The 12453-nt window shown below is 61.1% G+C and carries 13 protein-coding genes; 2 read left to right on the top strand and 11 right to left on the bottom strand.

What is annotated here, in order from left to right; translation table 11 throughout:
* Positions 1 to 112 precede the first annotated feature (112 nt).
* The 7 genes from AB0P14_RS06460 to ffh all read right to left on the bottom strand — a co-directional run bounded on the left by AB0P14_RS06460 (position 113) and on the right by ffh (position 5575).
* The gene (locus AB0P14_RS06460; protein WP_363839258.1) at positions 113 to 355 is read right to left on the bottom strand and encodes an RNA-binding protein; all 243 of its coding nucleotides are present in this window, start codon (positions 353 to 355) and stop codon (positions 113 to 115) included.
* 1 nt (position 356) lies between these two features.
* Complete coding sequence (rpsP, locus tag AB0P14_RS06455) at positions 357 to 764, bottom strand: 30S ribosomal protein S16 (RefSeq protein WP_363839255.1); 408 nt, start codon at positions 762 to 764, stop codon at positions 357 to 359.
* Between the two features lie 339 nt (positions 765 to 1103).
* Positions 1104 to 1556 (bottom strand): hypothetical protein, encoded by a 453-nt coding sequence (locus tag AB0P14_RS06450; protein WP_363839252.1) that lies wholly within the window; start codon positions 1554 to 1556, stop codon positions 1104 to 1106.
* A 70-nt stretch (positions 1557 to 1626) separates the two neighbouring features.
* On the bottom strand, positions 1627 to 2508 hold the full coding sequence (locus tag AB0P14_RS06445; RefSeq protein WP_363839249.1) for a VOC family protein: 882 nt from the start codon (positions 2506 to 2508) through the stop codon (positions 1627 to 1629).
* A gap of 64 nt (positions 2509 to 2572) precedes the next feature.
* Positions 2573 to 3079 (bottom strand): GNAT family N-acetyltransferase, encoded by a 507-nt coding sequence (locus AB0P14_RS06440; protein WP_363839245.1) that lies wholly within the window; start codon positions 3077 to 3079, stop codon positions 2573 to 2575.
* A gap of 67 nt (positions 3080 to 3146) precedes the next feature.
* Positions 3147 to 3842 carry an alpha/beta hydrolase gene (locus AB0P14_RS06435; RefSeq protein WP_363839242.1) on the bottom strand — a complete coding sequence of 232 codons (696 nt, stop codon included), beginning with the start codon at positions 3840 to 3842 and terminating at the stop codon, positions 3147 to 3149.
* Between the two features lie 158 nt (positions 3843 to 4000).
* Positions 4001 to 5575 carry a signal recognition particle protein gene (gene ffh, locus AB0P14_RS06430; protein ID WP_363839239.1) on the bottom strand — a complete coding sequence of 525 codons (1575 nt, stop codon included), beginning with the start codon at positions 5573 to 5575 and terminating at the stop codon, positions 4001 to 4003.
* A gap of 294 nt (positions 5576 to 5869) precedes the next feature.
* Here ffh and AB0P14_RS06425 point away from each other — a divergent pair, with 294 nt between their 5' ends.
* Entirely contained in the window at positions 5870 to 7354 is a 1485-nt protein-coding gene (locus AB0P14_RS06425; RefSeq protein ID WP_363839236.1) for a glucose-6-phosphate dehydrogenase, read from the top strand.
* A 127-nt stretch (positions 7355 to 7481) separates the two neighbouring features.
* Here AB0P14_RS06425 and AB0P14_RS06420 read toward each other — a convergent pair whose 3' ends face one another.
* The 4 genes from AB0P14_RS06420 to ftsY all read right to left on the bottom strand — a co-directional run bounded on the left by AB0P14_RS06420 (position 7482) and on the right by ftsY (position 10932).
* A complete protein-coding gene (locus AB0P14_RS06420; RefSeq protein WP_363839234.1) occupies positions 7482 to 7820 on the bottom strand; it encodes a P-II family nitrogen regulator in 339 nt (112 codons plus the stop codon).
* Positions 7817 to 9178 carry an ammonium transporter gene (locus tag AB0P14_RS06415; protein ID WP_363839231.1) on the bottom strand — a complete coding sequence of 454 codons (1362 nt, stop codon included), beginning with the start codon at positions 9176 to 9178 and terminating at the stop codon, positions 7817 to 7819. The genes AB0P14_RS06420 and AB0P14_RS06415 overlap by 4 nt, the downstream gene beginning before the upstream one ends.
* A gap of 231 nt (positions 9179 to 9409) precedes the next feature.
* A complete protein-coding gene (locus tag AB0P14_RS06410; RefSeq protein WP_363839228.1) occupies positions 9410 to 9688 on the bottom strand; it encodes a LuxR C-terminal-related transcriptional regulator in 279 nt (92 codons plus the stop codon).
* 35 nt (positions 9689 to 9723) lie between these two features.
* Positions 9724 to 10932 (bottom strand): signal recognition particle-docking protein FtsY, encoded by a 1209-nt coding sequence (gene ftsY, locus AB0P14_RS06405; RefSeq protein WP_363839225.1) that lies wholly within the window; start codon positions 10930 to 10932, stop codon positions 9724 to 9726.
* Between the two features lie 76 nt (positions 10933 to 11008).
* Between ftsY and AB0P14_RS06400 the strand changes: the two genes are divergently transcribed.
* Positions 11009 to 12328 carry an MFS transporter gene (locus AB0P14_RS06400; RefSeq protein WP_363839222.1) on the top strand — a complete coding sequence of 440 codons (1320 nt, stop codon included), beginning with the start codon at positions 11009 to 11011 and terminating at the stop codon, positions 12326 to 12328.
* The last annotated feature ends 125 nt before the right edge of the window (positions 12329 to 12453 follow it).

Genomic DNA, 12453 nt, shown 5'->3' with positions numbered 1-12453 from the left:
ACTGAAATTTGGGGAAAAATTTGGCCCCGTCACCATTATGGTGCCGGGGCCAAACGTTTGGCTTTACTGCTGAAAACTTGTTGCAGCCTTAGCTGCGCAAGCTCTGGGCAGGTTAGTGGCGGCGATCCGTGTCAACAACGTCAACACGTACCGGCTCGCCGTGGGCCAGAGCGGAAACCACTGTGCGCAATGCGCGAGCGGTGCGGCCCTGGCGGCCAATAACCCGACCTAGATCGTCTTGATGAACGCGCACCTCGAGGGATTCCCCGCGGCGGTTGCTCTTGACGCTCACCTTAACGTCCTCGGGAGAATCAACGATCCCGCGGACAAGATGCTCCAGCGCTTCAGCCAACAAGCTACTCAGCCTCGGTGCTCTCAGTTGCTTCTGCCTCGTCAGCCTTCTTGGCCTTCTTGGTGATAGCTTCCTTGACAACAACGTTCTTAGCTTCCGGAGCAACGAATGCTTCCTTGGGAGCCTTGGTCTTCAAGGTGCCTTCGGCGCCCTTGAGTCCCTTGAACTTCTGCCAGTCACCGGTGATCTTCAGGATCTTGGCAACAGGCTCGGACGGCTGAGCACCGACGGAGAGCCAGTACTGAGCGCGGTCGCTGTTGACCTCGATGAAGGACGGGTTTTCGGTCGGGTGGTACTTACCGATTTCCTCGATGGCACGGCCGTCACGCTTTGAGTGTGAGTCCATGACGACGATGCGGTAGTACGGGGCGCGCATTTTACCAAAGCGCTTAAGGCGAATCTTTACAGCCACTTTTGTGGTTACTCCTGTTTCGGAAAAGGGGCGAAATCCGTTTTACGCTCCCGTGGGGCGGGCCGTGCGGCGGACTTCTAAGGACAGGACCAACACGCGGAGAGAGGGGCCACGTGGATCGAGTACCTGTTCATTATGCCAGATTAAAGGTGGGGTGTGCGACGCGTTACGCGAGCAACGTGGTGTGTTATCCGTCATGACCACTTCTGCAGTGATTTGACGCTAGCTTTGGCCGAATCATAAACACATACGCACCACTCACCGTGAGTGGTGCGTATGAACACTTAGACGCGCCAGTGACACTCAGTGATGCGTATACGTTTAGTCTTCGGCCAAGAATTACTCGGCCGAGTAGAAGAACAGGCTCATTTTGGCGTTGTCTTCAGAGGCCGCCACAGCCGCGGCGGCCATGGCGGTCAGTGCACGCAGTAGCGGTTCGGTGACCTCGGGAGTGGATTCCATCTCCTCGGCACCAGCCCACTGAGCTGCTAGTTCGGCTACGTCTTCGGGATCCTCGGGAGCGTTGAGCTCGGCGAAGACCTCCAGCAGCGCATCAGGAACGGCGAAGAGGGTATCCAGCTCAATGTCAACCAAGCTCAGCTCGGCAGCAACACCAGTTGCATGGACTTTCTTGACGGCAAATTCGCCAAGTACTTCAATCTCAAAGTCGCTCAGACCGGGGGTCGGCAGCACCGGCACATCGATCTTGGGTGATTTTCCGGATTGCCGCGCCTTGGCCCGGGCGACTGCCTGGTGATGGTCGGCGATGAAGAACTCAGAGTAATTGGCCACGCAGAAGCCTTTCAAGTCGGTGGCCCGGCACCTAGCAGGGTTTGAGGTGCCGGGGAGGCCCGCTGATTATCTAAGCGGACTGTACGGAATCAACACTAACGCGAATTTGGTTCTTCCACGGATCCTCGAAGCGGAGATCGGCGCCGGTGTTGGCGACGGCAATGCCATGGTGGGCCAAACGCTCACCCAAGGCCCCGACGTCGTCCTTGCCTGGGAGCTGGATGAGTACCTCACCGAGGCCCAAGGTGTCCTTACGGGGGCCGGCGCCGCGGCTGTTCCATACATTCATTGCCATGTGGTGGTGGTAGCCACCGGCCGAGACGAACAGTGCCTGCCCGTGGAAGCCTGAGGTCTTTTCGAAGCCGAGGGTGTCAACGTAGAACTGCTCTGCCGTCTTGACGTCGCCAACCTGTAGGTGGACGTGGCCAATGCCGGCGTCGGTGTTGCGCTGACCCACAACAGCCTCTTCGGTGAGGTGCTGCTGCAGGTAGTGCTGGGGCGAAAGAGCCAAGGAAGCCATTTCCACCTCGCCGTTGACCCAGTTCCAGGCGTCGCGGGGGCGGTCCCAGTAGAGCTCGATGCCGTTACCTTCGGGATCGGTGAAGTAGAAGGCTTCGGAGACCAGGTGATCGGCGCTGCCGGCAAAAGCCTGCGGGCTGTACTGGGCCGCACTTGCCACGGTGGCGGCCAGCGATGCCTGATCATCAAAGAGCAAAGCGGTGTGGAACAGGCCAGCTTCGCCGCGGCCGGGAATGTGCAGGCCACCAGCGGGCTGCAGGTGCACCAGCGGGGTGGTACCGCGTCCCAGGTACTGACCACCGTCGGCTTCGGCAACCACATCCAGGCCGAGGGCCTTTTGGTAGTAGTTGCTCATGTTTGTCATATCGCCAACCTTGAGCATCACAGTGCCCATGGTGAGGTCGGCGGAAAGCAGATCGTTTTGTACAGTCATGATGTCTCCAAGGCTTGTTGGCTTGATATTACTTATATAGTAGCAAACTACTTGAAGCTTCAACCTATTCCCGAGGGGTTAGTTTTATTCTCATGACTACCCGGGCACCCTTGACATCCAGAAAAGCCTCATGGTTGCGCAGTTCTGCCAGCGCTGGCGTCCACTGTTCGTGGGGAAGCTCACTAAAGCCACAGCTTGCATAAAAGGGTCCATTGAACGGAATGGACGCAAAAGTAGTCAGTGTCATGGAATGAAAACCGGCTTCGGTGGCCCAGGCAATGGCCGCGTTGACCAGCTGGCGTCCGATCCCCTGCCGCGCATACTGCGGGCTCACCGACAATTGCGCCATATGTGCTTGGCCGTCGACGATCTCCAGCCTGACAAAACCCGCTGGCGGGCGCCCGGCCACCATGATGTGAAAAGCGTCGGCGTAATCTTCCGCCGAGTCTGGCGCGGGAAAGTCTGCAATGGAGATGGGCGGATCCAGGGTTTCAAAAGCCGAATCGGCGTCGGCTTCGATGGCAGGCAGCAGCGCGAACTCTGTCAATGCGGCCGGGCGGATTTCCAACATCTCAAAAGACTATCCGCTGGCTGTGACAATCAGAATGGCTTGCTGCGAATCGGCTGGCACTGGGCCCTTAGACCCCGCGCTGCGCGGCTTCAATGAACTGCTCGATCTGCGCGGCACCGTCGGTGGTATCTTGCGGCCGGTGCCCGCTACGAAGGACCACGTGTTTGGCTCCAGTACTTTCAAGGTAGTCGGCGACCTCTTCGTACAGCGGTTCCCACCCTCCGGTGAGGACGAAGGTGGGTACTCCCGGGACGATCAGCAGCGGAGCGTCTGCCGAAGGCAATTGCAACCTGGCCCGGGCAGCCCGGCGAATCACCGGCTCCGCAGTTCCCGCCGTGGTGATGGCCAGCAGGGTATTGAACTCCATCAGAAATTCCGCATCGCCAAGTACCTCGGAGCGGGCAAACAATTCCTGCACACGCCTTGAATAGGCCGCGGTTGCGGGCAGTTCGGCAGTCAGTGACGGCAGCAATGGCTCAATCAAAATGAGCGAGCGGACCAAATCTGGCCGCTGCACCGCTGCCATCATGGCGGCCACTGCGCCTTGGGCGTGAGCCACTACGTGCCCACCGCGGCCGAGAGCGTCGATGACAATCTTGGCGTCGGCGGCAAAGTCAGTTGCGGCAGGAGGTGCGACGGCGTCGAATCCCGTCCGCTTCAGAAAGAGACAATCGTAGTTCCCGGCGAGGAGGTGTTGGGCTGGCCAGGCAGCGGCCCCATAGCTATCCATGCCGTGGATAAACACAATCCGGGTTTTACTCATTGATGCAGGTTACCGGATAGCTCTGACAAAGCCCGCCATTCCTATGCCTACGCGGGTTTACCACGGCGACAACCCCCGCGAGACAGCGAAAGGCCCCGTCCGGCGTCGTAAATCAACAACGCGGACAGGGCCCAGCCATTAAAACTGGCCGCTGAAAACTACTTGCCCAGGAACTTCTCGAATCCCTTGGGCAGGTTCAGGCTGCTCGGGTCGAAGTCCTGAGCGCCGGCACCAAAAGCAGCGCCCGTGGGCAGGGACTTGGGCGCGTTGGCCTTCTCCTGTGCGGCCTTCAACTCGGCAGCGGCCTTGGCCGGGTTGCCGGAGCGAGCCTTCTTCTTGGCGCCCTGCTTACCCTTGCGGGCGCTATTGAAGCCGCCGGGGCCTGCAACGCCGGGCATGCCGGGGATGCCGCCACCCTGCGCCATCTTCTTCATCATCTTCTGGGCCTGGCCGAAGCGCTCCAGCAGGCCGTTGACCTCGGAAACGTGCACGCCGGAACCCTTGGCGATGCGTGCGCGGCGTGAACCGTTGATGATCTTCGGCGCAACACGTTCGTGCGGGGTCATGGAGCGGACGATGGCTTCGACCCGGTCGATCTCGCGCTCGTCGAAGTTTTCCAGCTGCTGACGCATGCCGGCGGCGCCGGGCATCATCATGAGCATCTTCTTCATGGAGCCCATTTTGCGGATCTGCTGCATCTGGGCGAGGAAGTCATCCAGGGTGAAGTCTTCCTGGTCGGCGAACTTCTGCGCCATCCGCTCGGCTTCGCCCTTGTCCCAGTTCTTTTCAGCCTGCTCGATGAGCGTGAGGACGTCGCCCATGTCTAGGATACGGCTGGCCATACGGTCCGGGTGGAACAGCTCGAAATCGTCCAAGCCCTCACCGGTGGACGCGAACATGACGGGTTTGCCGGTGACCGAGGCAACCGAGAGTGCGGCACCACCGCGGGCGTCGCCGTCGAGCTTGGTCAGCACAACGCCGGTGAAGTTGACACCTTCGTTGAAGGCCTGGGCCGTGTTGACGGCGTCCTGACCAATCATGGCGTCAATGACGAAGAGGACCTCGTCGGGGTTGATGGCGGCGCGGATGTCCGCAGCCTGCTTCATCAGTTCGGCGTCAATACCCAGGCGGCCGGCGGTGTCAACAATGACCACGTCGTACAGTTTGGACTTGGCCTCAGCAATACCGGCCTGGGCAACGGCGACGGGATCGCCAGTTGCGGATTCAAACTCGCTGGACACGCCGGGGTGCGGTGCAAAGACGGGAACGCCTGCGCGCTCACCGTTGACCTGCAGCTGCTTGACGGCGTTGGGGCGCTGCAAATCCGCGGCGACCAAGAGCGGGCTGTGGCCTTGGCCCTTGAGCCACTTGGACAGCTTTCCGGCGAGGGTGGTTTTACCAGCACCCTGCAGACCGGCCAACATGATGACGGTGGGCGGGTTCTTGGCCAGGTTGATGCGCCGGGTTTCGCCGCCAAGGATGGCAACGAGTTCTTCGTTGACGATCTTGACGATCTGCTGCGCCGGGTTCAGCGCCTCATTGACCTCGGAGCCCAGGGCGCGTTCGCGGACCTTGGCGGTGAACGCGCGGACCACGGGCACGGCAACATCGGCGTCCAGGAGGGCGCGGCGGATCTCGCGCACTGTGGCATCGACGTCGGCCTCGCTCAGCCGTCCCTTGCCACGCAAGTTCTTAAAAGTTGCTGTCAGCCGGTCAGATAGGGAGTTGAACACGCGCCGGGTACTTCTTTCGTCAGGGATTAACCAACGCCCGCGCGGGACAGCCCTGCGGCCGGCCCGCGCATGAACGCGGCAATTTACGTTAGTCAGGATGAGAACGGCGGAACGGCGCTAACACCGCCCCACTCCCTTTCCTGAGGGACTCAACTATCAAGGGTACCAACTACGCCGACTCTTCGCTGCACATTCCGTTTCAACTTTGGCAATTGCGCCACGGGGAAAATTTCCGCCACGCACCAGCGCAACACCCTGAAAATTGGCCCCGTTTGGTGGCATGCTGAAGGGGTGATGAAAAACACCGAAGCCTCTGCCAATCCGAATTCCACGCACGACGCCGGGTCCCCGACTTCCGCGGCCAGCCCGGGTGGGCGGGTCAAGACGTTAGTGATTTTAGGGGCCTCAGGTGATCTCACCGGCCGGCTCCTGTTGCCCGGTGTGGCCCGGCTCATTGCCTCGGGCCGCGCGCCCGGGCTGCAGCTGGTGGGCGCCGGTAGCGATGACTGGTCGCCGGCGCAATGGCAGGAACGGCTCAGCGGTAGTTTCGCTGATGCATTCTCCCTCGAGTCAGACTCCAGTTCCGAGGGCCGGGAGGAATTGCAAAGGGTCCAAGAGGGCAGCAGCTATCACCAGCTCGATGTCACGGCCAAGGGCGCCTTGGGAGAATTCCTTGCAACTGTTGAAGGCCCTGTTGCGCTGTACTTTGCCCTGCCACCGGCGGTAAGCCAGAAGGCCTGTGAAACGCTGTTGGCCAAGGAACTGCCTCCGGGCACCCGGTTGGTCATGGAGAAGCCGTTCGGTTCAAGTGCCGAATCTGCCCGGGCGCTCAACGCCACCTTGGCCAAGCTGGTTCCAGAGGACCACATCCACCGCGTAGATCATTTCTTGGGCAAGTCCACGGTCCTGAACATCATGGGGTTGCGCTTTGCCAACCGCCTCTTGGAGCATTCGTGGAACAGTGAGCACATTGAAAAGGTGGAGATCATTTTCGATGAATCCCTCACCTTGGAGAACCGCGCCCGCTACTACGATCATGCAGGAGCCGGCCGGGACATGATCCAGAGCCATCTGCTGCAAATCATGGCGATCATGGCCATGGAACCGCCGGCAACACTGGAAGCAAACGATGTCCGCTCCAACATCGCCGCGGTGATGCGTGCCAGCACCATCGGCCCGCACGGCAGTACCGACTTCGTCTCCCACACCCGCCGGGCCCGCTACACAGCCGGCACCATTGGCGACCGCCAGGTGCCCGATTACCTATCCGAAGACGGCGTTGACCCGGCCAACGATACCGAGACCCTGGCCGAGGTAGAGGTCTATGTGAACAACTGGCGCTGGGCCGGAGTGCCGTTCATCTTGCGTTCCGGGAAGGCGCTGGGCCGGACCCGCAAGGAAGCCGTAGTCACCTTCAAGCCGGTCCCCCATTTGCCCCTAGGCTTCAAAGGCACCGACTCCCCCACTCGCATGCACATTGGTTTCGGCCCGGAGTCCCTAACCCTGGATCTGGACGTCATTGGCCCCGGCGATCTCTTCACACTCGATCGGATACAGCTGGAATCTGAACTGGGTAGCGATCCTCTTCTGCCCTATGGTGAAGTGCTCGACGGCGTACTCAGCGCGGATCCGCTGTTGTCCGTGCGTGGAGACACTGCCGAAGAGTGCTGGCGGATCGTGGAACCGGCATTCGCCGCTTGGAAGGCGGCAACCGTCCCCATGGAGGAATACCCGGCTGGCTCCACCGGACCGGAGGCGTGGACTACCAGCGGGGACTGACTCTCTTCTGTATGGCCTCTCTTCTGTATGGCCAGCTTAGGACCGACAAAGACGCTCGCAGCCACACCAGATGATTGGGTGTGGCTGCGAGCGTCTCTTTGACGGTGGGACTGGACCGATCGTGAGGCTAGATCGCGGCGACGCCTCGTTCGCCGGTTCGCACGCGCATTACTTCTTGCACGGCGACCATCCAGACCTTGCCATCGCCGGGGTTTCCAGTGTTGGAGCTACCCACAATGATGTCCATCAGATCCCAGGCCACCTCATCAGAGGCTAGAACTTCGATCCGGATTTTCGCATGGAGGTCCACTGCGTACTCGGCGCCTCGGTAGACTTCGGTGTGCCCGCGCTGACGTCCGTAGCCGTGTGCCCCGCTGATGGTCAGGCCTTGTACGCCGTAGCTTTCAAGTGCATTCCGGACGTCTTCGAGTTGTTCGGGGCGAATGATGGCGGTGATCAGTTTCATGCGTCTACCTTTACTTCGGTGGTGGCGGCCGTTGCGGGCTCGGAGGTGACGCTGCGCTTCTCGGTCATCGGTACAAAGCTGCCGGTGGCGCGGCCACCGAAGTCGTAAGCGGACTCGGCGTGGACTGATACGTCCACTCCTGCTGCCTCGTCGGCAGATGAAATCCGGAAGCCCATGGTTTTGTTGATGACCCAGCCAATGGCGTAGGCGATGACGAATGAGTAGATCATGACTGCTCCGGCAGCGATTGCCTGCTTGCCGAGAAGTTCCAGTCCGCCGCCGTAGAACAGGCCCGTTCCGGCTGCGGGAGAGTTGGGATCGGCAGCGAGGCCAATGAACAAGGTGCCAACCAGGCCACCCACCAAGTGAACGCCAACGACGTCGAGCGAGTCATCGATGCCCAGACGGTACTTCAAGCCAACCGCCAGGGCGCATACTGCACCAGCCAGCAGACCCAGCACGATGGACCACATAGGAGTCAGGGCCGAGCATGCCGGGGTGATGGCGACCAAACCGGCCACGGCACCCGAGGCGGCACCAAGGGAGGTGGCGTGTCCGTCACGGAGCTTCTCAACTACCAGCCAGCCAAGGATTGCTGCGGCAGGGGCGGCGAGGGTGTTGATCCAGGCGTACCCGGCTACAGCGTTGGCGCCGAGCGCGGATCCGGCGTTGAAGCCGAACCAACCGAACCAGAGCAGGCCGGCACCGAGCATGACGAACGGGAGGTTGTGAGGGCGGTGGCTGGGATCCTTGCCGAAGCCTTTGCGGCGGCCCAGGATCAGGGCGAGTGCCAGAGCCGCAGCACCTGCGTTGATGTGTACGGCGGTTCCGCCGGCAAAGTCAATGGCTCCCATGCCTTGTCCGATCCAACCACCTGTGGGGCTGCCGTTGGCGTCTTCGGTGAAAGAGAACACCCAGTGCGCTACGGGGAAGTAGACCACCGTGACCCAGATGGCCGCGAACGTCATCCAGGCACCGAACTTGGCACGGTCAGCGATGGCGCCGGTGATCAGTGCCACGGTGATGATGGCGAAGACGGCTTGGAAGCCAACAAAAACAATCTCGGGGATGGTGCCCACTAGCGGCGCACCGTCGCCGGTATCCAGGACGCCCTGCAGCCCCAGCTTCTCCAACGGGTTGCCGAGCAGTCCTCCACCTAGGTCAGTTCCAAAAGCTGCGGAGTAACCAAACATCACCCAGAGGACGGCAACTACGCCGATGGCTCCGAAGCTCATCATCATCATGTTCAGGACGGCCTTGGCGCGAGTCATGCCGCCGTAGAAGAATGCAAGCCCCGGTGTCATCAGCAGAACTAGTGCTGCTGAGATGAGGACCCATGCTGTATCGCCAGTGTTCATTGGGCTGGCCTTTCGTTGCAAGAGTTGTTGCCGGCCGCTTCTTCGAGGCTGTGCAGGGTGGACTCTTACAATGAAAGTGCTTGCGTGTTTCGTGATGGCGCGGACTAAGTTTCCACGGCGTTACATTTGGGGCGGCAGCGTTAACTTGGTGCGTCAGGAATGTTTCCGGCGTATTTCTTACGCTTCATTTCCTCCACCGCATCAGCTTCCCCCGGGCTTGCCGCCAACCGCTTAGACGACGCGGGCCTTGGCGACAGCCACTGCGATCTGGACCCGCTTGGAGGCCCCCACCTTGGTCATGATGTTGGAAACCAGCAATTTCACTGTGGCTTCACTCATATGCATTGAGCTGGCGAGTTCACCGTTGGTCATGCCTTCGGCGACTCCCTGAGCAACAACCCGCTCTCTGGACAACAGATTGTGACCCGCATCACTCAATGTTCGCCGGTAAACACTTTGAGCCCTCCGCTGATCGTTTAAATAAAAGTGCCTGCCGTGGCGGGCAGGCACTTTTATTTGGTTTGTTGGAGGCGGCGTGCTGGAAACTAGTTCAGCAGCGCGTCAACAAAGCTTTCAGCATCAAACGGGGCCAGGTCGTCGGCGCCTTCGCCCAAGCCAACCAGCTTGACCGGCACGCCGAGCGTCTTCTGGATGGCCACTACGATGCCACCCTTGGCGGTGCCGTCAAGCTTGGTCAGCACAATGCCGGTGATGTTGACAACCTCGGCGAAAACCTTGGCCTGGGTCAGGCCGTTCTGCCCGGTGGTCGCATCAAGCACCAGCAGCACCTCGTCAACCGTGGCCTGCTTTTCAATGACGCGCTTGACCTTGCCGAGCTCGTCCATCAAGCCAACCTTGTTCTGCAAGCGGCCGGCCGTGTCAATCATGACAACGTCAACTTCATGCTCGATGCCCACCTTGACCGCCTCAAAGGCGACGGAGGCTGGGTCTGCCCCATCGACGTCGGACTTCACAGTGGGAACGCCAACGCGGGCACCCCAGGTGGCCAGCTGCTCGGCGGCGGCGGCGCGGAAGGTATCAGCCGCGCCCAGGAGCACGTCCTTGTCCTCGGCCACCAGCACGCGGGCCAGCTTGCCAACGGTGGTGGTCTTGCCCACGCCATTGACGCCAACCACCATGAGCACGGCCGGGCGGTCATCGTGGCGGGTGATGTTCAGGGTGCGGTCCATGGTGGGATCGACCAGTTTGATGAGTTCTTCGCGCAGCATCGACTGGACATGTTCGGGGCTGCGGACGCCCAGAACTTTCACGCGGTCGCGCAGCGTGTCCACCAATTCCATCGTGGAATCGGTGCCGATGTCCGCCAGCAGCAGCGTCTCCTCGACCTCTTCCCACACATCCTCATCAATGGTGTCGCGGGACAGCAGCGCGAGCAGGCCCTTGCCCAGCGCGTTGTTGGACTTGGCTAGGCGGGCACGCAGGCGCACCAGACGGCCCTCAACGGGCAGCGGGGTCTCTAGCGAAGGTGCCGCTGGCGCTTCCGGCTCAAGCTCTACGGTTTCAAGGTCCGACGGCGGCACCTGGGTTTCCGGGCGGTCCTCCACCAAGGTGCCACCACCTTGGGCATCACCGCTTTGGGGGCCAGCAGAGTCCAGCGGGGCCGGATCATTGGCGTCGCGCGGGCCGGTGTAATTCTGGCTGTTCCGGCGGGCCTTGAGGAAGACGGGGATGAGACCGCCAATGACGGCGAGTCCAACCACGATGGACAGGATGATGGGGAGAAGTTCGTTCACTCCACCAGTCTCTCACGGGCATGGAAGGAGCCCGTTTTCACACCATTTTTGGCCCTTTGTGGGACACTCATCAGTGATGTCATCCTCTACTGCCTCCTCAAATACTCCGCCCGCGAAGAAATCTCCGGACCTGCCAGCGGTGAAGCTGCCCCGTGACATCAAGGTCCTGGTCGCAGCTGCGTTCATGATTGCCATTGGCTTTGGCATCGTGGCCCCGGTGCTGCCGCAATTCGCGCAGAGCTTCGACGTCAGCGTGAGCGCTGCCGCCGTGGTGGTCAGCGCTTTTGCGTTCACCCGGTTGCTGTTTGCCCCCATGAGCGGGTGGCTCGTGGAGCGGATGGGAGAACGCCGCACCTACATTCTTGGCATCCTGATCGTTGCCGCGTCGTCCGCTGCATGCGCCTTCGCTCAGAACTATTGGCAGCTACTGCTCTACCGTGGCCTGGGTGGAATTGGTTCAACCATGTTCACGGTGGCAGCCATGGGACTGCTGATCAGGCTCGCTCCCCCACAGGCCCGCGGACGGATTTCAAGTCTCTATGCCGGATCATTTCTGCTCGGCAATATTGCTGGCCCAGCTGTCGGTGGCTTGCTGGCGGGTCTCGGAATGCAGCTTCCATTCCTGGTGTACGCGGCCGCACTGGTGTTGGTAGCCCTCTTGGTGGCTACCCAGTTACCCTCTGTTGCTGCCGCTGCTCGCCGGGCTGCTGCACAAGCAAGGACCGGGGCTGCCACAGATAATGGGACAAGTTTTCAGTCAGGTAGGGGGACGAGCAATGGGGCGGGTGTTAGTACTGCTGTGAAAAAGGCGGTACTTCCGCTGCGTGAGGCCCTGGGCATGCCGGCCTACCGCGCCGTCTTGACCTCGGGGTTCGCCAATGGCTGGTCCGCCTTCGGCATTCGCATGGCTCTGGTTCCGCTCTTCGCCACAGTGGCTTTGGAAGCCGGGACAGAAGTGGCCGGCCTGTCACTTGCCGTATTTGCCGTGGGGACCGGCGTTGCGCTGACCTTCTCAGGAAAACTGGCTGACGCCTGGGGCCGCAAACCCATGATCCTCTCCGGGCTGGCCGTCAATGGCATCGCCATGGGCGTCCTTGGCTTCACGGGCAACGAGTTCTGGTTCTTCCTGGTTTCCGCTATTGCAGGTCTGGGCAGCGGTCTCATGGGCCCCGCCCAGCAAGCCGTCGTCGCCGACGTCATTGGAAACGAGCGCTCCGGCGGCAAGGTACTGGCGACTTTCCAAATGAGTTCAGATCTGGGCGCCATCATCGGACCTATCGCAGCCGGCATGCTGGTCGACGCCTTCTCCTTTGGACCGGCTTTCCTCATGGCGACCGCGGTAGCGCTCATCAGCTTCCTGTTCTGGCTACCCGCGAAGGACACGAAACTGCTCTAGCCATCAGACGATGGGACGCAGGGACGCAAGCGCCGCAGATCCCTTGACCGCCGCGGCCAGATCCACGAGCTGACCACGGGCCCGTGCAAGAGCGCCAGCTCGGCGGCCCGCGTCAGCCCGAGGCC

Source organism: Specibacter sp. NPDC078709 (assembly GCF_040686795.1).
GTDB lineage: Bacteria > Actinomycetota > Actinomycetes > Actinomycetales > Micrococcaceae > Specibacter.
This window is presented reverse-complemented; position numbering and strand designations above follow the sequence as displayed.

Bases quoted from the DNA above. Each gene is read 5' to 3' on its own strand.
- AB0P14_RS06445 (WP_363839249.1), bottom strand. From the start codon at position 2,508: ATGACTGTACAAAACGATCTGCTTTCCGCCGACCTCACCATGGGCACT.
- AB0P14_RS06440 (WP_363839245.1), bottom strand. From the start codon at position 3,079: ATGTTGGAAATCCGCCCGGCCGCATTGACAGAGTTCGCGCTGCTGCCT.
- AB0P14_RS06435 (WP_363839242.1), bottom strand. From the start codon at position 3,842: ATGAGTAAAACCCGGATTGTGTTTATCCACGGCATGGATAGCTATGGG.
- AB0P14_RS06425 (WP_363839236.1), top strand. From the start codon at position 5,870: ATGAAAAACACCGAAGCCTCTGCCAATCCGAATTCCACGCACGACGCC.
- AB0P14_RS06420 (WP_363839234.1), bottom strand. From the start codon at position 7,820: ATGAAACTGATCACCGCCATCATTCGCCCCGAACAACTCGAAGACGTC.
- AB0P14_RS06415 (WP_363839231.1), bottom strand. From the start codon at position 9,178: ATGAACACTGGCGATACAGCATGGGTCCTCATCTCAGCAGCACTAGTT.
- AB0P14_RS06400 (WP_363839222.1), top strand. From the start codon at position 11,009: ATGTCATCCTCTACTGCCTCCTCAAATACTCCGCCCGCGAAGAAATCT.